Origin of the sequence: Micromonospora sp. CA-111912, from assembly GCF_050948415.1 — a bacterium.
Classification (GTDB): domain Bacteria; phylum Actinomycetota; class Actinomycetes; order Mycobacteriales; family Micromonosporaceae; genus Micromonospora.
In genome coordinates this window covers 1542066-1564140 of record NZ_CP192007.1, presented here as the reverse complement: position 1 = coordinate 1564140, position 22075 = coordinate 1542066, and the positions used below count along the sequence as shown (strand labels likewise).

At 73.9% G+C, this 22075-nt stretch carries 19 protein-coding genes; 4 read left to right on the top strand and 15 right to left on the bottom strand.

The features are described from left to right. Positions 1 to 102: 102 nt before the first annotated feature. Positions 103 to 624 (top strand): DinB family protein, encoded by a 522-nt coding sequence (locus ACQPZO_RS07190; RefSeq protein ID WP_433348152.1) that lies wholly within the window; start codon positions 103 to 105, stop codon positions 622 to 624. Positions 625 to 685: 61 nt separating this feature from the next. On the opposite strand, the gene ACQPZO_RS07185 is transcribed toward ACQPZO_RS07190, so the two are convergent. The 3 genes from ACQPZO_RS07185 to ACQPZO_RS07175 form a co-directional block, all read right to left on the bottom strand. Further along, positions 686 to 1306, bottom strand: a complete 621-nt coding sequence (locus tag ACQPZO_RS07185) for an HAD family hydrolase (protein WP_405112761.1) — start codon at positions 1304 to 1306, stop codon at positions 686 to 688. Continuing rightward, positions 1306 to 4920: a chromosome segregation protein SMC gene (gene smc, locus ACQPZO_RS07180; protein WP_433350848.1), complete on the bottom strand. Its 3615-nt coding sequence runs from the start codon at positions 4918 to 4920 to the stop codon at positions 1306 to 1308. The genes ACQPZO_RS07185 and smc overlap by 1 nt, the downstream gene beginning before the upstream one ends. A gap of 308 nt (positions 4921 to 5228) precedes the next feature. Further along, entirely contained in the window at positions 5229 to 5423 is a 195-nt protein-coding gene (locus ACQPZO_RS07175; protein ID WP_396669800.1) for a hypothetical protein, read from the bottom strand. Between the two features lie 370 nt (positions 5424 to 5793). On the opposite strand from ACQPZO_RS07175, the gene ACQPZO_RS07170 reads away from it, so the two are divergent. Both ACQPZO_RS07170 and ACQPZO_RS07165 read left to right on the top strand, forming a co-directional pair. Beyond that, on the top strand, positions 5794 to 7071 hold the full coding sequence (locus ACQPZO_RS07170) for a CAP domain-containing protein (RefSeq protein ID WP_433348150.1): 1278 nt from the start codon (positions 5794 to 5796) through the stop codon (positions 7069 to 7071). A 143-nt stretch (positions 7072 to 7214) separates the two neighbouring features. Beyond that, positions 7215 to 8060, top strand: a complete 846-nt coding sequence (locus ACQPZO_RS07165) for an endo alpha-1,4 polygalactosaminidase (protein ID WP_433348148.1) — start codon at positions 7215 to 7217, stop codon at positions 8058 to 8060. 70 nt (positions 8061 to 8130) lie between these two features. Here ACQPZO_RS07165 and ACQPZO_RS07160 read toward each other — a convergent pair whose 3' ends face one another. From ACQPZO_RS07160 to rsmD, 9 genes are all read right to left on the bottom strand, one after another. Next, a complete protein-coding gene (locus tag ACQPZO_RS07160; RefSeq protein ID WP_433348146.1) occupies positions 8131 to 9630 on the bottom strand; it encodes an MFS transporter in 1500 nt (499 codons plus the stop codon). Between the two features lie 180 nt (positions 9631 to 9810). Then, positions 9811 to 10668: a bifunctional DNA-formamidopyrimidine glycosylase/DNA-(apurinic or apyrimidinic site) lyase gene (gene mutM, locus ACQPZO_RS07155; RefSeq protein WP_433348144.1), complete on the bottom strand. Its 858-nt coding sequence runs from the start codon at positions 10666 to 10668 to the stop codon at positions 9811 to 9813. Continuing rightward, entirely contained in the window at positions 10661 to 11590 is a 930-nt protein-coding gene (gene rnc / locus ACQPZO_RS07150) for a ribonuclease III (RefSeq protein WP_433348142.1), read from the bottom strand. Before rnc ends, mutM begins: the two co-directional genes overlap by 8 nt. 103 nt (positions 11591 to 11693) lie before the next feature. Continuing rightward, positions 11694 to 12677: a phosphate acyltransferase PlsX gene (locus ACQPZO_RS07145; protein WP_433348140.1), complete on the bottom strand. Its 984-nt coding sequence runs from the start codon at positions 12675 to 12677 to the stop codon at positions 11694 to 11696. 129 nt (positions 12678 to 12806) lie between these two features. After that, the gene (gene rpmF / locus ACQPZO_RS07140; protein ID WP_161687848.1) at positions 12807 to 12980 is read right to left on the bottom strand and encodes a 50S ribosomal protein L32; all 174 of its coding nucleotides are present in this window, start codon (positions 12978 to 12980) and stop codon (positions 12807 to 12809) included. 5 nt (positions 12981 to 12985) lie between these two features. Beyond that, on the bottom strand, positions 12986 to 13549 hold the full coding sequence (locus ACQPZO_RS07135; protein ID WP_433348138.1) for a YceD family protein: 564 nt from the start codon (positions 13547 to 13549) through the stop codon (positions 12986 to 12988). Positions 13550 to 13658: 109 nt separating this feature from the next. Next, positions 13659 to 14156 (bottom strand): hypothetical protein, encoded by a 498-nt coding sequence (locus ACQPZO_RS07130; RefSeq protein ID WP_387016552.1) that lies wholly within the window; start codon positions 14154 to 14156, stop codon positions 13659 to 13661. Positions 14157 to 14378: 222 nt separating this feature from the next. Then, positions 14379 to 14861, bottom strand: coding sequence for a pantetheine-phosphate adenylyltransferase (coaD, locus tag ACQPZO_RS07125; RefSeq protein WP_387016554.1), 483 nt, complete (start codon positions 14859 to 14861; stop codon positions 14379 to 14381). Continuing rightward, complete coding sequence (gene rsmD, locus ACQPZO_RS07120) at positions 14858 to 15421, bottom strand: 16S rRNA (guanine(966)-N(2))-methyltransferase RsmD (protein ID WP_433348135.1); 564 nt, start codon at positions 15419 to 15421, stop codon at positions 14858 to 14860. Before rsmD ends, coaD begins: the two co-directional genes overlap by 4 nt. Positions 15422 to 15727: 306 nt before the next feature. Between rsmD and ACQPZO_RS07115 the strand changes: the two genes are divergently transcribed. Further along, positions 15728 to 17008 (top strand): hypothetical protein, encoded by a 1281-nt coding sequence (locus ACQPZO_RS07115; protein WP_433348133.1) that lies wholly within the window; start codon positions 15728 to 15730, stop codon positions 17006 to 17008. 217 nt (positions 17009 to 17225) lie between these two features. Here ACQPZO_RS07115 and ACQPZO_RS07110 read toward each other — a convergent pair whose 3' ends face one another. The 3 genes from ACQPZO_RS07110 to ACQPZO_RS07100 all read right to left on the bottom strand — a co-directional run bounded on the left by ACQPZO_RS07110 (position 17226) and on the right by ACQPZO_RS07100 (position 22064). Next, on the bottom strand, positions 17226 to 18164 hold the full coding sequence (locus ACQPZO_RS07110) for a serine hydrolase domain-containing protein (protein WP_433348131.1): 939 nt from the start codon (positions 18162 to 18164) through the stop codon (positions 17226 to 17228). An 82-nt stretch (positions 18165 to 18246) separates the two neighbouring features. Beyond that, positions 18247 to 20451, bottom strand: coding sequence for an ATP-dependent DNA helicase RecG (recG, locus tag ACQPZO_RS07105; RefSeq protein ID WP_433348129.1), 2205 nt, complete (start codon positions 20449 to 20451; stop codon positions 18247 to 18249). Continuing rightward, positions 20448 to 22064: a DAK2 domain-containing protein gene (locus tag ACQPZO_RS07100; RefSeq protein WP_433348127.1), complete on the bottom strand. Its 1617-nt coding sequence runs from the start codon at positions 22062 to 22064 to the stop codon at positions 20448 to 20450. The genes recG and ACQPZO_RS07100 overlap by 4 nt, the downstream gene beginning before the upstream one ends. Positions 22065 to 22075: the final 11 nt, after the last annotated feature.

Here is a 22075-nt window from a genome sequence, read left to right as displayed (position 1 = left end):
ACCCCGGCCGTACCCCGACGCACCCGCTCACCGCCAGCCGCCGGGCGAGCCGCCCTGATGCCCGGTCGCGAACTGTCACAGTGCTCGACAAAAATGGACGGCATGACCTGGCGAGCACCGGAGATCACCCGGACCCCCGAGCCCTACGTCGGCGACGAGCGCACCATGCTGGAGGGCTGGCTGGACTACCACCGGCAGACCCTGCTGCTCAAGTGCGCCGGGCTGACCGCGGAGCAGCTACGCACGCCGAGCGTCGAGCCCTCGGGGCTCACCCTGCTCGGCCTGGTCCGGCATCTGGCCGAGGTGGAGGCCTGGTGGTTGCGGGAGAGCTTCGCCGGCGAGCGGGTCGACTACCCCTACTACACCCCGGAGAACCCGGACGCCGACCACGACGTCAGCGCCGCCGACGCCGAGGCCGACTTCGCCACCTACCACCGGGAGGTGGCGCTGGCCCGCGCCGCCGCCGCCGGCCGGGCGCTCGACGACACGTTCACCGAGGTCGGTCCGAAGCGCCGGACGTTCAACCTGCGCTGGGTCTACGTGCACCTGATCGAGGAGTACGCCCGACACAACGGCCACGCCGATCTGATCCGCGAACGCATCGACGGCCGCACCGGCGAGTGACCCCGCAACCACTCCGTCGCGCCGGTCAGGAAGCTACCGGCCCGGCCGCCGCCTCGCGCCCTCAGTAGGCCAGCGCCGCCCGTAGGTAGCGCAGGTCGGCCGGGCCGCTCCAGCGCAGCGCCGACAGCCCGGCGACGCGGGCACCCCGGATCGCCCGGTCCTCGTCGTCGACGAAGAGCACCCTGGCCGGCGGGGTCTCCAGCGCCTCGCAGGCGGCCTGGAAGTACTCCTTCGCCGGCTTGTGCACCCCGATCTTCGAGGAGTTGACCACCACGTCGAGCTCACCGACCAGGCCGAGCGCGACGAGGTCGGCGTCGAGCAGGTCGGTGGCGTTCGTGCCGAGCCCGACCCGGATACCGCCGGCCCGCGCCTCGCGGACGAAGTCGAGCACCTCGGGGTCCACCTCGCCGCGGTAGCGCTGCCACTGCTCGACGGCGGCACGGGCCCGCTCGGGGTCGCCCACGGAGTCGGTCAGCGCGTCGGAGACGCTGGTCATCCAGTCGGCGTGGCTGACCCTGCCGGTCAGCACCGGCTGGAGCCGCCCCCAATGCATGGCGATCTCGGTGAGGACGCCCTCGGACAGGCCGTACTCCCGCTCCACCCCGGCGGCCACCGCCGGGTCCCACCGCCGCAGGACGCCGTCGAAATCCACCAGGAGCGCCGTCGCCCGTTCCCGACCCACTACTCGTTCTCCTCGCCGCGGCCACGCCGCTCGTCGTCCCCGTCGGCCCGGTTGAGCCGTTGGCTGATCACCTGGGTCACCCCATTGCGCATGGTCACGCCGTACAGGGCGTCGGCGATCTCCATCGTCCGCTTCTGGTGCGTGATGACGATCAGCTGACTCTTCTCCCGCAACTGTGCCAGCAACGTGATCAACCGGCCCAGGTTGACGTCGTCGAGGGCCGCCTCCACCTCGTCCATGATGTAGAACGGACTGGGCCGGGCCCGGAAGATCGCCACCAGCATGGCCACCGCGGTCAGCGACCGCTCGCCGCCGGAGAGCAGGGAGAGCCGCTTGATCCTCTTACCCGGCGGACGGGCCTCCACCTCCACGCCGGTGACGAGCAGGTCGTCGGGTTCGGTGAGGATCAGCCGACCCTCGCCGCCGGGGAAGAGCACCGTGAAGACCTGCTCGAACTCCCGGGCGGTGTCGGCGAACGCGCTGGCGAACACCTCCAGGATCCGCTCGTCGACGTCCTTGACGACGGTGAGCAGGTCCCGGCGGGTGGCCTTGAGGTCCTCCAGTTGCTCGGTGAGGAACTTGAAGCGCTCCTCCAGCGCGGCGAACTCCTCCAGCGCGAGCGGGTTCACCTTGCCCAGCAGGGCCAGCTCCCGCTCCGCCTTGGCGGCCCGCTTCTCCTGCACCGGGCGCTCGTAGGCGACCGGCTCGGGCACCGGCAGCCCGTCCCGCTCGGCCGCCGCCACGTCCGCCTGCGTCGGCGGTACGGGCTGGTGCGGGCCGTACTCGGCGACCAGGGTCTCCACGTCCAGGCCGAAGTCCTCGGCGGCCTTCGCCTCCAACTGCTCGATGCGCAGCCGCTGCTCGGCACGGGCCACCTCGTCCCGGTGCACCTGGCTGGTCAGCCGCTCCAGTTCCGCGCCGAGGCGCTTGGCCGCGCCGCGTACCTCGGACAGCTCGGCCTCCCGGGTGGCGCGCTCGCGGGCCACGGCGTCCCGGTGCTCCTCGGCCCGTGCGATCGTGGTGGCCAACCGGGCCAGCGCCTCGCGGGCGCCACCGGCCACGGCCCGGGCGATGTCCGCGCCCCGGGCCCGGGCGGCCCGACGGGCCGCCGCGCGCTCCCGCGCGGCCCGCTCGGCGGTGGCCTGCCGGCGCAGCGAGTCGGCCCGGCCGGCGATCGAGGAGACCCGCTCCTCGGCGGTACGCACCGCGAGCCGGACCTCCATCTCGTTCTGCCGGGCCCGCGGCACCATCGCGGCGAGCTGGTCGCGCTCCTCGGTGGACGGCTCGGCGTCGAGCGGGGTGGCCTCGGCCAGCCGGAGCCGTTCCGCCAGCTCAGCCAGGGCGGTCAGGTCGCGTTCCCGGGCCGCCTCGGCACGGGACCGGGAGTCGCCGAGCCGGTCGGTCTCCGCCTTCGCCGACCGGGCGGCGGCACCCAGTTCGGCGAGCCGACGGGCGGCGGCGTTGCGGTGGCTCTCGGCCTCCCGCCTCGCGGCGGCGGCATGCTGCACCACCTCCTTCGCGGCGGCCACCTCGGCTCGCGCCTCGCCGAGCTGGTCGCGCAGCTCGGCGGCGGCCCGCTCGGCGGCCATCCGGTTGGTCCGGGCCTCCTCCACGGCGGCCTGCACCTCGATGAAGCTGGGTGCCTTGGCCGACCCGCCGGCCGCCGCGTACGCCCCGACCACGTCGCCGTCCCCGGTGACCGCGCGCAGCTCCGGGTTCCCGGCGACCAGCTCGGACGCGGCGGCAAGGTCGTCGACCAGCACCACGTCGCGCAGCGCCCGGTGCACGGCCGGGCGCAGCTCGGCCGAGCACTCGACCAGGTCGGGGGCCCAGCGGGCGTGCTCGGGCAGCTTCGGGCGCAGCGCGTCGGCCGACCCGGTCATGCCCGGCCCGGCGGGGCTGCCGACCAGCAGGCCGGCCCGGCCGGCGTCGGCGATCTTCAGCAGCCGCATCGCCTCGACCGCCTCGTCGACGCCGCTGACGGCGACCGCGTCGGCGAGCCCGCCGAGCGCCGCGGCGAGCGCCGCGGAGTGGCCGGGGGCGACGGTGAGCAGCCCGGCCAGGCTGCCGAGCAGGCCGGGCACCTCGTCGGCGCGGGCGAGCAGTGCGCCTGCGCCGTCCTTGCGGCGCAGCCCGGTGGCGAGCGCCTCCTCGCGGGCCTTGTGCGTCGCGGCGTCCTTCTCGACGGCCCGCTCGGCGTCGGTGAGGGACCGGACCGCTGCCTGCGCCTTCTCCTGCACCGCGACCGCCTCGGCGTGCCGGGCGTCGAGGTCGGCGTTGTCCCGGTCGGCCTCGGTGGACTGTTCGGCCACCGCGTCGAGGTCGGCCTGCGCCTGCTCGGCGCGGGCCAGGGCGTCGGCGTGCGCGGCGGCGAGCCGGTCGATCTCCTCACCGGCGCTGGTGGTGCGGGCCCGCGCCGAGTTCACCTGGCCGGTGAGCCGGGCCAGCCCCTCGCGCCGGTCGGCGATGGCCTTGGCCGCCGCGACCAGTTCCCGCTCGGCGGCGGCGAGCTGCCGTTCCAGCTCCTGCCGGTGCTCGACGGCCTCGGCGAGCCGGATCTGGTCGTCTGTGAGCGCCGCCCGCAGCTCCTCCTCCTGCTCGTGGACCCGCTCGGCCTCGGCCTCCAGCTGGTCGGGGTCGCGGCCGGGGCGCTCGTCGTCGCCGGTGGCGCTGAGGTGACGCAGCCGCTCCCGGGCGAGCTGCTCGATGGAGCGGAACCGCTCGGACAGCGCGGAGAGCTTGTACCAGGTGTCCTGGGCGGCAGCCAGCAGCGGGGCGTCCTCCGCCAGTGCCGCCTCCAGCTCACCGAGCCGGCCCTGCACCTCGACGTGCTCCGCCTCGATCTGCTCGCGCCGCTCGCGCAGGGCGCTCTCGTCGGCGATCTCCTTGTCGAGGGTGGCGCGCAGGGTGGCCAGGTCGTCGGCGAGCAGCCGCAGCCGGGCGTCGCGCAGGTTGGCCTGGATCGCGGCGGCCCGCCGGGCCATCTCGGCCTGCCGGCCCAGCGGCTTGAGCTGGCGGCGCAGTTCGGCGGTGAGGTCGGTGAGCCGGTTGAGGTTGGTCTGCATCGCGTCCAGCTTCCGCAGCGCCTTCTCCTTGCGCTTGCGGTGCTTGAGGACGCCGGCCGCCTCCTCGATGAACGCCCGCCGGTCCTCCGGCTTGGCGTGCAGCATCCCGTCGAGCCGGCCCTGCCCGACGATGATGTGCATCTCCCGGCCGATGCCGGAGTCCGACAGCAGCTCCTGGATGTCGAGCAGGCGGCAGGAGTCGCCGTTGATCTCGTACTCGCTCTCGCCGGAGCGGAACATCCGGCGGGTGATGGAGACCTCGGTGTACTCGATCGGCAGCGCGCCGTCGGTGTTGTCGATGGTGAGGGTGACCTCGGCCCGGCCCAGCGGCGACCGCCCGGCGGTGCCGGCGAAGATGACGTCCTCCATCTTGCCGCCGCGCAGCGCCTTGGCGCCCTGCTCGCCGAGCACCCAGGCGATGGCGTCGACGACGTTGGACTTGCCGGAGCCGTTCGGGCCCACCACGCAGGTGATCCCGGGCTCCAGCTTCAGCGTCGTCGCGGAGGCGAAGGACTTGAACCCCTTCACCGTCAGGCTCTTGAGATACACCTTCTCGATCCTCGTCCGGTGGTCGCCGACCGTCGTGGGCTGCGCGGACCTGGTCACCCGCAGACTAACCCGGCGTCACCGGGGGCCGGACACGCGACCCGCCCGGGAGGCCGTTCGCCACCGGCGCGTCGCGACCGGCACCGGGCGTCCACGGTACGGATCGGACGGATCGCCGGACCGAAGCTTGATCAATTATTCAAGATCAGGAAATGGTGCCGGGGGAATGGCCCGGACATGGCGGCGCGCCGGCACATAAGTGTCGGCGCGCGATTTTGCGTGGTGCGATTCAGTTGTCCGACAACCGAAGATCAGGTCAGCGCCGGCTCGGCCAGACGGAGCAGATCGTCCGCCTCCGCCACAGCCGCCGCGAGCCGATCATTCTCGGCACGCAGGCGCGTGATCTCGAACTCCAGTGCCTGAACCCTGGACCGCAGTCGGGTGACCTCGTCGAGCAGACGCCGATCGGGCGCTGCACCTACGTGGCCGTAGAGGGCCTTCGCCATACTGACTCCTTGATATGCGCTGCCAGAAAGACCGGCCAACGCGCGCCCACTCGTTCGCGGCTGTCATTCCCAGCGATTCTGGGCATGACCGGGCGCGACTGGCGACACCTACATATTGAGCCGACAACCGCCATTCGTCAAGTTCCCGCAGGCCGTAGATCATCTCTACGTCTGCCGGTCCACTTGTCGGGGGCTGCCACCAGGCACGGACACGCTCTGTCCGGACGCGTTAACTGTACGCCTCGGATCACTGGAAGTGGCCATCCGTGCGAGCCGGATTCGCTTAACTCTTCCTTAGCCACGTTGCCGCAGCTCGCGCCGCACCCGTAGGTTCAGCCCGGTCCGCAACCGACCCGTGGAGGCGACAGGCGTGTATGGCTCGAACGACCCGAACGACCCGGAGGGCACCCGCCGGCGTGAGGAATCCCCGGCCGGCAAGCCCGCCTGGCTGACCGACCGGCCCGAGCCGCGGTCGGCGTACCTGTTCGGGGACGAGCCGGACCAGCCGGGTGACCGGTGGGCCGCCGATCCGCACCGGGCGGAGCCCGACGACCGGCCGTGGGCGCGGCAGCCCACCGCACGGTGGGACCGACCGGGCGGCGAGCCCCATCGGGAGGAGCCCACCGGTCGGTGGCAGCCCGCGGGCGAGCCACGACGGCCCGACGGCGAGCCGTGGCAACCCGACACCGAGCCGTGGCACAGCCAGCCGACCGAACCGTGGCGCGACCAGCCGACCGGGCAGTGGCACGACCACCCGACCGGACCGTGGCACGACCAGCCCGTCGGCGGGCCGGAGGAAGCGGAGCGCACCCGGGTCGTGCCCGTCGCGTCGGCGGCCGGCGGGCCGCAGGGGGGCCTCACGGCGCACCGGGGAGGCCGGGCCGGGGACGCCCCGGCCGGCAGCGAGGGGCGGCACCGGCCGGCCCGCCGGTTCCCGCGCCCCCTGCTGATCGGCGGGGCCGCCGCGGCTGCCACCCTGGTCGTCAGCCTCGGCGTCGGCGCCCTGGCCCTGCCGGGCGGGGACGACCCGCGGACCGACCCGGCCGCCGCCGACGGCCCGGTCGCCGCCGCGCCGGCCGACCCCGACGCGACGTCCGCTTCGGCCGCCGGATCGCCGAGCGCCTCACCCACCACCGCCCGCCCGTCGGGCACGCCGAGTCGGACCGCCAAGCCGACGCCGGAGCCCAGCCGGTCCACCGCCGCGTCGCGGAGCAACCAGCGCAGCACCCCGGCGACGACGTCCCGCAGCGTCGCCGGGACGGGCGTCAGCACCCAGGCCCGGCAGGTCGTCGACCTGGTCAACGCCGAACGGGCCAAGGCCGGCTGCCGCGCGCTGAAGATCAACAGCAAGCTGACGAAAGCCGCCCAGGCGCACAGCCAGGACCAGGCCGACCACCGCGAGATGGCACACGACGGCAGCGACGGCAGCGACGTCCGCAAGCGGCTCGACCGGGTCGGGTACGCCTGGCGCGCGTACGGCGAGAACGTCGCCTGGAACCAGCAGACCCCGGCCGCGGTGATGAACGCCTGGATGAACAGCTCCGACCACCGGGCCAACATCCTGAACTGCTCGTTCACCGAGATCGGTGTCGGCGTGGCCACCAGCAACGGGCCGTACTGGACGCAGGACTTCGGCACCCCGCGCTGAGGCGGCGGTCGTGACCCCTGCGGCCCGGGCGAGTCGTCGCAGGAGCCCCGCTCGTTGCACCGGGTGAGGCCCGCCGAGGCGGTACGTGGGGGCGGCGGGCCCGACCGGGCGGCCGAGAGCCGCCAGCTACCCGGGAGCTGCCGATGCGGATCCGGCTGCGCTCGCCCGGCGTGGGGCGTGGGCCACGCCGGCTGCTGCGGTCCCTCGTCGCGGTGACGCTGCTCACGGCGGCGTACGGCTGCCGGGCGGACCTGCTCCCGCCGGGCGCGCCCACCCGATGGCCGGCCGACTCGGCCCGGCAGTGGCGGTGGCAGTGGCAGCTCGCCGGGCCGCTAGACACCACCGTCGACGCGGACGTGTTCCTGCTCGACCCGGTGCCTACCACCGCCACCGAGACCGCGGAGCTGCGCGCCCGGGACCGCCGGCTGGTCTGTCAGGTCGCCGTCGGCTCGTACGCCGGGACGGACCCGGACGCCGACCGGTACCCGGCGGCGGTGCGCGGCGGGGCGGGCCGGCGGCCGGACACCCGCTGGGTGGACGTCCGGCGGTGGGACGTGCTGGAACCGATCCTCGCCGACCGGTTCCGGCTCTGCCGGGGCAAGGGCTTCGGCGCGGTGGCGCTGGCCGACGCCGACGGGTACGCCCACCGCCCCGGCCTCCCCCTGGACTTCGACGACCAGCTGATGTTCAACCGGCGGGTCGCCGGGCTGGCCCGTACGCTGAGCCTCTCCCCCGGCCTGCTGGGCGACGTGCCACAGGTGGCCGCGCTGGCGCCGGACTTCGACTTCGCGGTCGACGAGGAGTGCGTCCGGCTGCGCCGGTGCGCCAAGCTGCTGCCGTTCGCCGACGCCGGGAAGCCGGTGTTCCACGTCGAGTACACCGGCGACCCCACCGAGTTCTGCGTGGCCACGGTCGGGTACGGCTTCGCCTCGATGCGCAAGGACCGCCGGCTCGACGCGTGGCGGGCACCGTGCCCGGCCGCCCCCTGACCCCCGGGGTGGCCCCGACACGGCGACGCCGCCCCCGGCCGGCGGGAGCGGCGTCGCGGGGTGTGCCGCGTCAGCCGGTGGCGGCCGGGATCGCGGCGTCGTCCGCCCCGCGCTGCCGGGGCACGCCGGCCTCCTCGGCGCTCAACGGCGTTGCCAGTTCCTCCAGCGACTTCCCCTCGGCTTGGACGCCGAGGACCAGCTCGACGATGCCGCCGACGATCATCACGGAGGCGCCGATCACGAAGGCGAGCACGGTGTCGCTGACCTGGCCGCTGCCCACCAGCTTCGAGAACAGCAGCGGGCCGGTGATGCCGCCGGCGGCGGTGCCGATCGCGTAGAAGAACGCGATCGCCATGGCCCGGGTCTCCATCGGGAAGATCTCGCTGACCGTCAGGTACGCCGCGCTGGCCCCCGCGGAGGCGAAGAAGAGCACCGCGCACCAGCAGGCGGTCATCGTGGTCGCGCTGAGCACCCCGTCGTGGAACAGCCACGCGGTGCCGAGCAACAGCAGGCCGGAGATGATGTACGACCCGGCGATCATCGGCACCCGGCCGACCGTGTCGAAGAGCCGGCCCAGCAGCAGCGGGCCGAGCAGGTTACCGACCGCGATCACCGCGAAGTAGTAGCCGCTGTTGCCCGGCGGCACCTCGAAGAAGGTCTCCAGGATCTGGGCGAAGCCGAAGGTGATGGCGTTGTAGAGGAACGCCTGCCCGACGAAGAGCGAGAAGCCGAGGACGGCGCGCTTCGGGTACCGGGCGAAGAGGGTCTTCGCGATGGTCAGGAAGCCGGTGCTGCGGCGCTGGCGGATCTCGAGGTAGCTGTCGGCGGCGTCGAGTTTCCGGCCGGTCTCCCGCTCCACCTCCCGCTCGACGGAGTCGACCAGCCGCTCGGCCTCCTCGCCCCGGCCGTGGATGAACAACCATCGTGGGCTCTCGGGCACGTGCCGGCGGACGAGCAGGACCACCACCCCCAGCACCGCGCCGAGGCCGAACGCCACCCGCCAGCCGACGCCGGTGGGCAGGCCGTTGAGCAGTGGCACGGTCAGCAGCGCGCCCAGCGCGGCGCCCAGCCAGAAGGTGCCGTTGATGATGATGTCGATCCGGCCCCGGTGCCGGGCCGGGATCAGCTCGTCGATCGCGGAGTTGATCGCCGCGTACTCGCCGCCGATGCCCATGCCGGTCAGGAACCGGAACAGGAAGAACCACCAGGTGTCGAAGGAGAGCGCGGTCATCGCGGTGGCGACCAGGTAGACGCCCAGCGTCAGCAGGAACAGTTTCTTCCGGCCGAACCGGTCGGTGAGCCAGCCGAAGAAGAGCGCGCCGGTGCAGGCGCCGGCCACGTAGAGCGCGGCGGCCAGGCCGGTGACCTGGCTCTGGGTGATGTTCAGGCCGCTGCCCGGCTCGGCCAGCTTGCCGGAGAGGTTACCGACGATGGTGACCTCTAGGCCGTCGAGGATCCACACCGTGCCGAGGCCGATGACGATCATCCAGTGCCAGCGGGACCACGGGAGCCGGTCGAGCCGGGCCGGCACGTTGGTCCGTACGGTGCCGGTCTGCACGTCGGCGCTCATGGCCGGCTCCGCGGGGATTCGGGTTCGTCCGGGGCATCGGCGCGGTGACCGGCCGCCGGCATGCGCTGTACGTCCATGGCGGCCCAGATGCCCCGCGGATCGGGCGGCTAATCCTGCCGGCACGTCGACGGGACGCACCCCGGGCGGCGGGGCCGGTCGGCCGCTCCGGGGTGCCCGAGGTCATCCCCGGAGCGCACCCCGGGGGCGGGGCTGGCAGCGGGGACAGCTGTACGAGGAGCGGTTCATGAACGCCTCGCGGCGCATCGGCGTCCCGCACCGCCTGCACGGCTCACCCTCTCGGCCGTACGCGTTGAGGGCGCGGTCGAAGTAGCCGCTCTCGCCGTTGACGTTGACGTACAGGGCGTCGAAGCTGGTGCCGCCCTCGGTGATCGCCTCGCTGAGGACGTCGCGGACGTGGCCGAGCAGCCGCAGCGCGGTCGGCCCGGTCAGCGCGTCGGTCGGCCGGGCGCCGTGCAACCGGGCCCGCCACAGCGCCTCGTCGGCGTAGATGTTGCCGACCCCGGAGATCAGGGTCTGGTCGAGCAGCGCCCGCTTCACCTCGGTACGCCGGCGGCGCAGGGTGGTGACGAAGGCGTCGTCGGAGAACTCCGGGTCCATCGGGTCCCGGGCGATGTGCGCGATCTCCCCCGGCAGTTCCGCCCCGCCCTCGGAGACCGACAGCCCGCCGAACGTGCGCTGGTCGACGAAGCGCAGCTCGGGGCCATCGTCGGCGAACCGGAACCGGACCCGCAGGTGCAGCTCGTCGGCCGCCGTGGCCGGCTGGAACAGCAGCTGGCCGGACATGCCGAGGTGGCCGACGATGGCGTCACCGCTGTCCAGCGGCAGCCACAGGTACTTGCCGCGCCGCCGCACATCGTGCACCGTCCGCCCGGCCAGCACGTCGGCGAAGTGCGCCGGGCCGGCCAGGTGGCGGCGGACCGCCCGGGGGTGGCGCACTTCGACGGTGGCGATCCGCCGGTCGGTGACCCACTGGGCCAGGCCCTGCCGGACGGTCTCGACCTCGGGCAGCTCAGGCACGGCCCGCCTCATCGGCCGTCCGGGCGTCCAGCGCGCTGCCGCCGGCCGGGTTCGCGGTGGACCCGTTCGCCCCGCCGGGCGCGATCGCCCCCACCGCCGCCGGCGTCCCGGCCTCGCCGGCCGCCGACTCTTCGGTCGCCGCCCGCTCGGCGGCGTCCCGCTCGGCCTGGGCGGTCAACTCGGCGGCGTCCCGCTCGGCCTGGTCCCGCTCGGCCTGGGCGGTCAGCTCCCGCCAGGCGGACTCGGCGGCACGCTGCTCGGCCTCCTTCTTGCTGCGCCCCTCCGCCCCGCCGTAGCGGTTGCCGGCGACCACCACCCAGGCGGTGAACGTCTTGAGGTGGTCGGGGCCGGTGCCCTCGATCCGGTACTCCGGGACGCCCAGCCCCAGCGCGGCGGTCAGCTCCTGCAGGCTGGTCTTCCAGTCCAGCGCGGCGCCCCGACCGGCCGACTCGGCCATCAGCGGGTCGAACAGCCGGTGGATCACGATGGCGGCGGTGTCGAGGCCGTACTGGAGGTAGATCGCGCCGAGCAGGGCCTCCAGGGTGTCGGCGAGGATGCTCGCCTTGTCCCGGCCGCCGGTGCTCTCCTCGCCCTTGCCCAGCAGCAGGTACGCGCCCAGCCCGTCCGGGCCCAGCCCACGCGCCACATCGGCGAGCGCGCGCATGTTCACCACGCTCGCCCGGAGCTTCGCGAGCTGCCCCTCGGGAAGATCGGGGTGGTTGTGGAAGAGCGCGGCGGTGATCACCACGCCGAGCACCGAGTCGCCGAGGAACTCCAGCCGCTCGTTGGTGGGCAGGCCGCCGTTCTCGTACGCGTACGAGCGGTGGGTCAGGGCCCGCTCCAGCAGTTCCGGGTTCAGCGAGACCCCGAAGGCGGACTCCAGGTGGCCGACGGGGGCCCGCCGCCGCTTGTCGTTGGTCATGATGCGGTTACCTCTTCGTTCGCGACCGGGCGGGCCGCGCGCGGCGGGCCCCCCGGGGCCGGCGCGGAGCACGCGGCCGGTCGGGCCGGGACGGGACGGGCGGTCACAGGCTCACCTCGGTGTCGGTGGTGCGATCGGCGTGGTCACCGGGCTGGGCGGGGGTTTGCGGAGCACGATCGAGCAGCGCGGAGACCGTTTCGGTGGCCCGCCGACGCCACAGGTGGGCGGCGAGGGCGATGCCGGAGGCGACATCGTCCTCCCGGGCCGCGCCGTGGCAGACGACCACCGTCCCGGCCACCCCCAGCAGGGCAGCCGCCCGGGGGACACCGCCGCTGGCGGGCGGCCCGCCGGCCATCGCGTACGCGCCCTCGATCGCCTTGAGCAGCACGTTGCCGGTGAAGCCGTCGGTCACCACCACGTCGGCGCGCGCGCCGGAGGCGATGTCGTACCCCTCGACGAGGCCGACGTAGCGCGCCCCGTGGGGCAGCGACACGGCGGCGAGCATCGGATCGGCGGTGCGCCGCAGCCGGTCCCCCTTGCCGGCCTCGGTCCCCACGGACAGCAACCCGACCCGGGGCTCGGCCACCCCGTGCGCGACGGCCGCATAGGCCGCACCGAGCACGGCGTGCCGGGCCAGCGTGGCGGGACCGGGTTCCAGGGAGCCACCGACGTCGAGCAGCACCACCGGGCCGACGACCGCCGGCAGGGTGGCCACCAGCGCCGGCCGTCGCACATGTGGCCAGCGGCCGAGACCCAGTGCGGCGGCGGTGACGGTGGCGCCGGTGGCGCCGGCGGAGACCACCGCGTCAGCGGTCCCGTCGCGGACGGCGGTGACCGCCGCCCGCACCGTGCTGTCGCCGCGGGCGGCGACGGGGTGGTCGGCCATGCCGACGGCGGCCCGCACCGGCCGGACCGTGACCCGGGTGCGCTGCACCGGGTCGAGGGCACCGATCAGCCCGTCGGCGACCTCGGCGGGGCCGACGAGCAGGAGGTGCAGGTGCGGGTCGGCGCGCATGGCATGCAGAGCGCCGTCAACCACGACGGCGGGAGCATCGTCCCCGCCGAGGAGGTCAACGGCGATCCGCACGGTGCCCGGCTCCGCCGGGACGTCGGCCGGAACGGGCCGGCCGGCGACGGCGGGAGCCGGGGCACCGGGCGATCGCCAGGATGCGCGCGCCACCCGACCTGGGGTCGGGGGCGTCACTCGGCGTCCAGGTCAGACCTCGATGACCTGGCGGCCGTTGTACGTGCCGCAGACGGAGCAGGCGGTGTGCGGCAGCTTCGCCGACTTGCACTGCGGGCAGGCCACGGTCGCGACCACGGCCGCCTTCCAGTTCGCCCGGCGGGACCGGGTGTTGCTGCGCGACATCTTGCGCTTCGGGACGGCCACGGTTCTTACTCCTCTGTACGGGTCAGTTGCGACAGGCCCGCCCAACGCGGGTCGATCTGCTGGTGACTGTGGTCGGCCGGCAGATCGTCCCACTGCACCCCGCACTCGGGGCACAAGCCTGGGCAGTCCTCCCGGCAGAGCGGGTTGGTCGGCAGCGCGAGCACCACCGCGTCCCGCAGCGCCGGCTCCAGGTCGATCAGATCGTCCTGCATCCGGCCCACCTCGTCCTCGTCGGTCGTTTCGTCCGTGGTGCTGCCCTCGTACGCGTACAGCTCCTGGACGTTCACGGCCACCGAGTCGTTGATCTCGCGCAGGCACCGGCCGCACTCGCCCCTGACGAGACCGCTGACGGTCCCCGAGACGAACACGCCCTCGGACACCGACTGCAGCCTCAGGTCGAGGTCGAGGTCGGTGCCCTCCGGTACGCCGATCAACTCCCCGCCGAGGTCCGCCGGTGCCGGGACGACCCGCTTGACCGTACGCAACGCGCCAGGGCGACGCGGCAGGTCCCTCGTGTCGAGGACCAGCGGCGCCTTGGGGTTGAGTGATGAAGACGAGTGTTTGGGCATAGTCAGACTCCGGCCGGTGAGAGGCCGACAAAGCAGGTTACCTGGGCGACCGCCGGACCGTCGAACCGGGGGCGGCGCCCGACCCGCCTGTCGGCTGCTGAGGTGCCGCTCAGAAGGGTAGCGGGCGATCCGCCTCGTCCCCACCGAAGGTGCCGATCTCCCGTAGCGCGTGCATCTTGTCCCGGCCGCGCTCTATCGAGGCGAGCGCCCGGGTGAGGAACTGCTCGAAGTTCGCCAGCGCGGTGTCGACGTAGTCGTCGACCTCCTCGCGCAGCCGTTGCGCCTCGGCCCGGGCCTCGGCGATGATCCGGGCCCCCTCGTGCTCGGCCGAGACGGTGATCTCGTTCACCGACACCAGGCGGGCGTGTTCCGCCTCACCCTCGCTGATGATCCGGTCGGCCTCGCGCTTGCCGGCATCCATGATCTTGTCCCGCTCCTCCAGCAGGACGGCGGCCCGGCGCAGGTTGGCGGGGAAATCGGCACGCATCTCGTCGAGGACGGCGATCATCTCGCCCCGGTCGACCATGCAGTTGTTCCGCGACATCGGGACGGAGCGGGCCTGCTCCACCATGGCGATCAGTTCGTCGATGCGATCGAGCGGGTCCACCGGTACCTCACTCCTGTCGTTCGTCGGCCGACCTACATGATGCGGGCTACGGCCGGGTTCCCGCTCGACCCATCATGTCGCGCCAGGGCCACCGCTTGCCGGTCCACCCCGTCCGGCGCGCGTCGTGTCGCGCCCGACGGGGCCGATCGGGCACGCGTAGGCCCGACGAATCGCCCGCAACGGGGCGATCCGCTGGCCGACGCACGAGATCGGGCGCGCGGGTCAGGGGTGCGGGGTGAGGCGGGACCGGAGGGCGTCCCGGACCAGGTCCGGGACGTGGGAGGAGATGTCGCCGCCCCACTTGGCCACGTCCTTGACCAGGCTGGAGGAGAGGAAGGAGTAGAGCGGGTTGGTCGGCATGAACAACGTCTCCACCCCGGCCAGGCCGATGTTCATCTGGGCCATCTGGAGCTCGTAGTCGAAGTCGCTGACCGCCCGCAGGCCCTTGATCAGCACACTGGCCTGCTGCGCCCGGCAGAAGTCGACCAGCAGGCCACGGAAGGACGCGACCCGCACGTTGTCGTAGGAGGACGTCACCTCCCGGAGCATGTCGATCCGCTCCTCGACCGTGAACAGGCCGCTCTTCGACTGGTTCACCAGCACGCCGACGATCACCTCGTCGAAGAGTCGGGCGGCCCGCCCGATGATGTCGAGGTGTCCATTGGTGACCGGGTCGAACGAGCCGGGACACACCGCACGTCTCATGAGCGGCGACCGTACCAAAGGGTGGTCTCGCCGTATCGACGGCTACGCTCCCCGGCGACGCCCGGCACCCAGCCGACCGGGCCGGTCCGGCTGGACCGTTCCACCACCACCAGGGCGTCAGCCGCCAGCCAGTCGCCGTCGACCAGCGCGGCCAACAGCTCGGTGACCTCGGCGTCGGACACGGCGTACGGCGGATCGGCGAACACCACGTCGTACGGCCCGCCGTCCGGCCCGGCCGCCAGCACCGTGGCGACCCGGCCGGTGACCAGCCGGGCGGCCGGGGCGGCCCGCAGCGCGGCGATGTTCTCCCGGACCACGCGGGCGGCCCGGGGATCGGACTCGACCAGCAGCACGTGTGCCGCGCCCCGGGACAGCGCCTCCAGCCCGACCGCGCCGGACCCGGCGTACAGGTCGGCGAAGCGCGCACCGGCCAGGTCGACGTCGGCCTGCACCGCGCTGAACAGAGCCTCCCGCACCCGGTCGGAGGTGGGTCGGGTGCCGGCGCCGGGCGGCGCGGCGATCCGCCGGCCGCCGAGCGTCCCGGCCACGATCCGGGTCACCGCCTGCTCCTGCTCATGCCCCGACGCTACGCGACCCCGGGGGGCGCCACGGTGCGTGCCTAAAGGGTCACGCCACGATCACCGGGCGTACATCAATAATCTCAAATCTATAACATCGCTTCCGGGGGTTTCCGTGCGCTGTGCCGGCCGGCCCGTTCTCGCTAGGGTCTGCCGGGTGCCGGCCGCGTCCCGCCGGCCCACCGGCGCCGGGAGGCGTCGTCGCGGGCGCGCCGCACCCGGCCGCGACAGATGACCCCCGCTACCCCGCGCCGCACCCCTGATGCTTTCTTCACCCCGGGAGTACGCGTGATCCGTCCCAAGCTGTCGCCGCGGCGGCCGATCGTCGTGGCCGCCGCCGCCCTGGCCGGCCTCGCCACGGCGTTCGCGGCGTCGTCGCCGGCGCTGGCCACCAGCCCGTCCCCGTCCCCGTCGGCCTCCCCGGCCTCGCCCGCGCCGACGCCGTCCGCAAGCGAGTCGCCGGCCCCGCCCGCCCCCGAGGGGCCGACCTGCGTCAGCGCCGCCGACGCGCGGTACACGCACACCTTCCGCGGCAAGCGCGGCGAGGCCAGCATCACGCTGGTCAACGGCCCGCTCTGCGAGGGCGAGGAGCAGGCCTTCGCGCTGGTCTCATACGTCGCCCCATCGGCGAAGGTCGAGTTCCCGCAGTACGTGCTGAGCAAGTCGGTCGACAAGTTCACCTCGGTCGCCAAGGACGAGGTGGGCACCCGGTCCACGCTGAAGTTCAAGGTCGAGGTCCCCACCTGCTACACCCAGGTCGACTTCGTCTTCGGCGACAAGATCATTGACCCGCTGACGGAGAAGGACCTCTACCGCAACCGCAAGGTCGGCAGCCCCAAGGGCATCGGCTCCCAGTCGAAGGGCCCGCATGCCTGGTACAACGGCGGCGGCGAGACCTGCGAGGCTGCCCCCGAGGTGGTCGTCGAGTCCGACTGCCAGGGCAAGGTCACGTTCAACCTGATCAACCGCGACGGCAACGCCGCGGCGAACTTCGTGATCGCCACCGACAAGGGCTTCAACAAGGCCGTCACGGTCGCCCTGCGCAGCATCGAGAAGGTCGAGCTGGACGCCGCTGCGGTGGACGGCCAGATCACCGTCACCGCGAACGGGAAGAGCCTCTGGACCGGCACCCAAAAGGCCCCGGCGGAGTGCCAGGAGCCCGGGGTCGGCGAGCCGGAGACCTCCTACGAGTCCACCTGCGACGATCTGTACCTGCTGATCCAGAACCCGAAGAACGGCGTCAGCCTGACCTCGACCTTCACCCCGAGCACCGGCAAGCCGCAGACCGTCACCATCGAGCCGGGCACCAACAAGTCCCTGCGCTTCCCGGCCTCCAAGGGCCTGACCGTCGTCATCACCGGCGACCTGGAGTCCGCCGGGCCGATCAAGTGGACCGCTCCGATCTCCGGCTGCGACGATGGCGGCACCGGTGGCGGCGACCAGGACGGTGGCCTGCCGGTGACCGGCGCGGCGGCCGGCGGCATCGCCGCAGGCGCTGTGGCCCTGCTGGCGGCCGGCGCGGTGCTCTTCGTCGTCGCCCGGCGTCGGCGGATCCGCTTCACCTCCTGACCCACCGACCCACCCTGACCCGCTGACCTGAGCGGGTTTCCCCGAACCGCACGACCCGAGGGCGCGTCGACCACCCGGCCGACGCGCCCTCGCCCCATCCGGGCCGTCCCCCACCCCGCAGAGTCGCGCTCTTTCCCGGAATTGGTGGCGTCGTGCTCGCCGGAGGCCACCAAATCCGAGAAAGAGCGCTCACGCGGGACGCGGCGGGTGCGAGTGGTCAGTCGGTGGTGAGGAGGTGGTCGGTCAGGGTGTGGGCGACCGGGTCCTCGTCGTCGTTGGTCAGCACGACCAGCCGGCGGTCGGAGTCCGGCAGCCAGGCGACGAACGCCTTGAAGCCGAGGTTGTGCCCGGAGTGGCCGACCGACCGCTCCCCCGCCAGCGGGCCGACGAAGCAGCCGTACCCGTAAGCCTGCGGGCCGGAACCGGTCGGCGCGTACGCGGTGATCATCCGCGCGACCGAGGCGGGGGTGAGCAGTCGGGCGTCCCGCAGCCCGTCGAGCCAGGCCAGTAGGTCGTCGGCGGTGCACCAGACATCACCTGCGCCCATGCTCACCGTGTCCAGGTCCCAGGAGTGCACCGGACGGCCGCCGGAGTGGCCCGTCGCCACGTCGGCGTGTCCCGCGCCGGAGCCGGCGAAGCTGCCGGTCATGCCCAGCGGCGCGAAGACCTCCTCCGCCAGGAAGTCCCGGTACGGCCGGTCGGCGGCCCGCTCGACGGCGCGGGCGAGCAGGACGTAACCCGGGCTGCTGTAGTGCCAGCCCGCACCGGGGTCGAACAGCGGCGGGACCGCGCGGAACGCGGCCAGCAGCTCGTCGGGGTCGATCGCGCCGGCCAGGTCGAGCAGCGGGTACTCCGCCCAGTGCCCGAGGCCCGAGGTGTGGGTGAGCAGGTGGTGCAGGGTGATGGGCCGCCAGGCCGGCGGGCAGTTCGGCACCCACCGGTCGACGGGATCGTGCACGTCGAGCCTTTCCCGCTCGGCGAGGAGCAGGACGGCCGCGGCGGCCATGTTCTTGCTGATCGAGGCGATCTGAAACCGGGTCCGGCCGGAGCAGGGCTGACCGGTGGCGTCGTCGGCTAGGCCGGTGGCCTGCTCGACGGCGCGCCGGTCGCCCTGGGCCAGCAGCACCATGCCACGAAGGAGAGACGGGGTCGACATCGGTCGAGCCTAGGCGCGGACGCGCCTCCACGAGGGCCACCCGGTGCCCCACCCGGAGTCGATCAGCCCGCCCGGGGCGGAATCAGCCCTTCTCCAGGTACTCCGCGCGTTCCTCGTCGACCAGGGCGGCCACCGAGGCGGCCAGCGCCGGGTGGCGTTCCAGCTCCGGGTCCTCCTCGACCAGGGCGATCGCCTCAGCCCGGGCGTCCCGGATCAGGTCGGCGTCGCGTAGCAGCGACAGGAGCCGCAGGTGCGAGCGCCGGCCGGACTGGGTGGCCCCGAGCACGTCGCCCTCGCGGCGCTGCTCCAAGTCCAGCTCGGCGAGCTTGAAACCGTCCGTGGTGGACGCCACCGCGTCGAGGCGCTCCCGGGCCGAGGAGCCCTCGGCCGCCTCGCTGACCAGCAGGCAGAGCCCGGCCGCCGAGCCCCGGCCCACCCGACCGCGCAGCTGGTGCAGCTGGGACATGCCGAACCGGTCGGCGTCCAGCACGATCATCACGGTGGCGTTGGGCACGTCGACGCCGACCTCGATGACCGTGGTGGCGACCAGCACGTCCAGGTCGCCGGCGGCGAAGGAGCGCATCACGGCGTCCTTCTCGTCGGCGGGCAGCTTCCCGTGCAGGACGCCGATCCGCAGCCCGTGCAGCGGCCCCTCGGCGAGCAGCGGGGCGACCTCGGTCACCGCGAGCGGGGGCCGTCGACCGTTGTCGTCCTCGCGGGGCGGCTCCTCCTCCGACGCCGGTCCCTCGCCGATCCGGGGGCACACCACGTACGCCTGGTGACCGGCGGCGACCTCCTCGCGGAGCCGGCGCCAGGCCCGGTCCAGGAAGGCCGGCTTCTCGGCGGCCGGCACCACGTGCGAGGCGATCGGCGAACGCCCCTGCGGGAGCTGGGACAGGGTGGACGTCTCCAGGTCGCCGTAGACGGTCATCGCCACCGTGCGCGGGATCGGGGTGGCCGTCATCACCAGCACGTGCGGCGGCTGGTCGGCCTTGGAGCGCAACGCGTCGCGCTGCTCCACGCCGAACCGGTGCTGCTCGTCGACCACCACGAGGCCCAGGTCGGCGAAGTCCACCCCCTCGTACAGCAGAGCGTGGGTGCCCAGCACGATCCCGGCCCGCCCGCCGGCCACCTCGGCGAGGGCCTGCCGGCGGGCTGCCGCACCGAGCGAGCCGGTGACCAGCTCGACCCGGGTGGCGTCGTCGGCCGCACCCAGCTCGCCGGCCCGGGCGAGCGGGCCGAGCAGGTCGAGCATCCCCCGGTGGTGCTGGGCGGCGAGGACCTCGGTCGGGGCGAGCAGCGCGGCCTGCCCGCCGGCGTCGACCACCTGGAGCATCGCCCGCAGCGCCACCACCGTCTTGCCGGAGCCGACCTCGCCCTGGAGCAGCCGGTGCATCGGGTGCGCGACGGTCAGGTCGGCGGCGATCTCCGCGCCGACCGTCCGCTGGCCGGGGGTCAGGTCGTACGGCAGCCGGGCGTCGAACGCGTCGAGCAGCCCACCGGCGCGCGGCGGCCGGGCCTTCGCCGGCCAGGCCGCGGCTCGGAGCTTGCGCTGCACGAGGGTGAGCTGCACGGCGAACGCCTCGTCCCACTTGAGCCGGCGGCGGGCCCGGTACAGGTTCTCCTTGCTGGACGGCCGGTGGATCTCGCGCAGCGCGGTGTCGATCCCGACCAGTTTGCGGTCGACCCGGACGGTGGCGGGCTGCGGGTCCTCCGGCGGGGTGAAGGTGTCCAGCACCACCCGCACGCAGCGGGCGATCACCCAGGTCGGCACCGCCGCCGCAGCCGGGTACACCGGGATCAACGCACCGGCGAACTCCTCGACCCCCTCGTCGACGGCGGCCTCACCGTCGCCGCCGTCGCCGAGCATGACGTACTCCGGGCCGTTGAGCTGCCGCTTGCCCCGGAACTCGGTGACCTTGCCGGCGAACAGCCCCCACCGGCCGGGGCGCAGCTCCCGCTCCCGCCACGCCTGGTTGCCGAAGAAGGTCAGGGTGAGCACGCCGCCGGAGTCGTCCCCGACGGTCACCTCCAGCAGGTTGCCCCGGCGCTGGCGCATCGGCCGCACGGCGGTTCTCTGCACCTGGGCCAGCACGGTGACCTGCTCGCCGACGTCCAGCGAGCGGATGTCGGTGTGCTCGCCGCGCTCGTCGTACCGGCGGGGGAAGTGGTAGACCAGGTCACCGGCGGTGTGCAGGTCGAGGTGCCCGGCCAGGGCCTTGGCCGTCTTGTCGCCGACCAGCTTCTTCAGCGGCGTGTCGACCGTGGCCGGCTCGGACGTCGTCATTCGACCCCCACCAGGAGCGGATAGTGCGGTTGGCCGCCCGGGTACGCCTGGACCTCCACGAACGGCCAGCGCCGCGCGACGTGCTCGCGGACGGCCTCGGCCAGCCCGTCGGGGGCGTCCGCGCCGGAGAGCAGGGTGACCAGCTCGCCGCCGCCGCCGAGCATCCGGTCGACCACGGCGGCGCAGGTGTCGGCCAGGTCGACGCCGATCAGGTGCACCTCCCCCTCGACCAGGGCGAGCACGTCACCGGGGCGGCACGGGCCGGCGACGGTCAGCGCCTCCCGGCTGGCCCAGCAGACCTCGGCGTACCGGCACGCGCCCGCGGCCTCGGCCATCGCGATCACGTCGTCGGCGAAGCGGCGCTCCGGGTCGCGCACGGCGAGGGCGGCCAGCGCCTGCACCGGCGACCGGGTCGGCACCACGCTGACCTTCACCCCGAGCGCGTGCGCCTCCCGCGCGGCGGCGCTCGCCACGGCCTGGGTGTTCGGGTCATTGGGCAGCACCACCACCCGGGCCGCCGCCGTGGCCCGGACGGCGTCGAGCAGCTCACCGATGGACGGGTTGCCCGGCACCACCGTCGCCCCCTCGCCCTCGAACAGTTCCGCCATGCCGACGCCGGAGGCGACCACCACGGCCGCCCGGCCGTGGTGGGCCGGGGTCGGCGTGGCCACCTGGTCCGCGAAGCGGGTCACCGAGATCCGGTACGGCCGGCCGGCCTCCACCCCCGCCTCCACGGCCGCGCCCACGTCGTTGACGTGCACGTGCACGTTCCAGGTGGTCGACGCCGCATCGGTGGGCCCGTCGCCGACCACCACGAGCGAGTCGCCGAGCCCGGCCAGGATCTCCCGCAGCCGGGTGACCGCCTCGGGCCCGGCGTCGAGCAGGAACTGCACCTCGTACGCGTACTCCGCCGAGCCGGTCTCCCGGGCGGCGGTGGCCGGCGGGCGGGCCTCGCGCGGGGCCAACGCCGGCCGGGCCGGGCTTTCCCCCGTGATCACCTCGACCAGCGCGTCGAGCAGCAGGCACAGCCCCCGACCACCGGCGTCGACCACGCCGGCGCGAGCCAGGGCCGGCAACTGCTCGGGGGTGCGCGCCAAGGCCCGGGCCGCCGCCCCGGCCGCCTCCCGGGCGACGATGCGCAGGTCGTCGCTGTCCGCCGACTCGGCCGCCCCGGCCGCCGCCGCGACCACGCTGAGCAGGGTGCCCTCGACCGGGCGGGCGACAGCGGCGTACGCCGCCGCGGTGGCGTCGCGCAGCGCGGCGGCCAGCTGGCGGCCCCGCACCGCCGGCACGGTGGCCAGGGCGTCGGCGAAGCCGCGCAGGATCTGCGACAGGATCACCCCGGAGTTGCCCCTGGCGCCGAGCAGCGCGCCGCGCGCCATCAGCCGCAGCGCGTGCCCGTGCTCGGTGGACCCGCCGTCGCCTACGGTGGCCAGGTCCATCGCCAGGGCCTGCTGGGCCGAGGTGAGGGTGAGCACGAGGTTGGTGCCGGTGTCGCCGTCGGGAACCGGGTAGACGTTGAGGTCGTCGATCTCCCCCTGGTGCCGGCGGAGCGCGGCCAACCCGCCCGCGCACCAGCGGCGCACCGCGGCGGCGTCGAGGGTGTCCAGCACGGCGAGAAGCC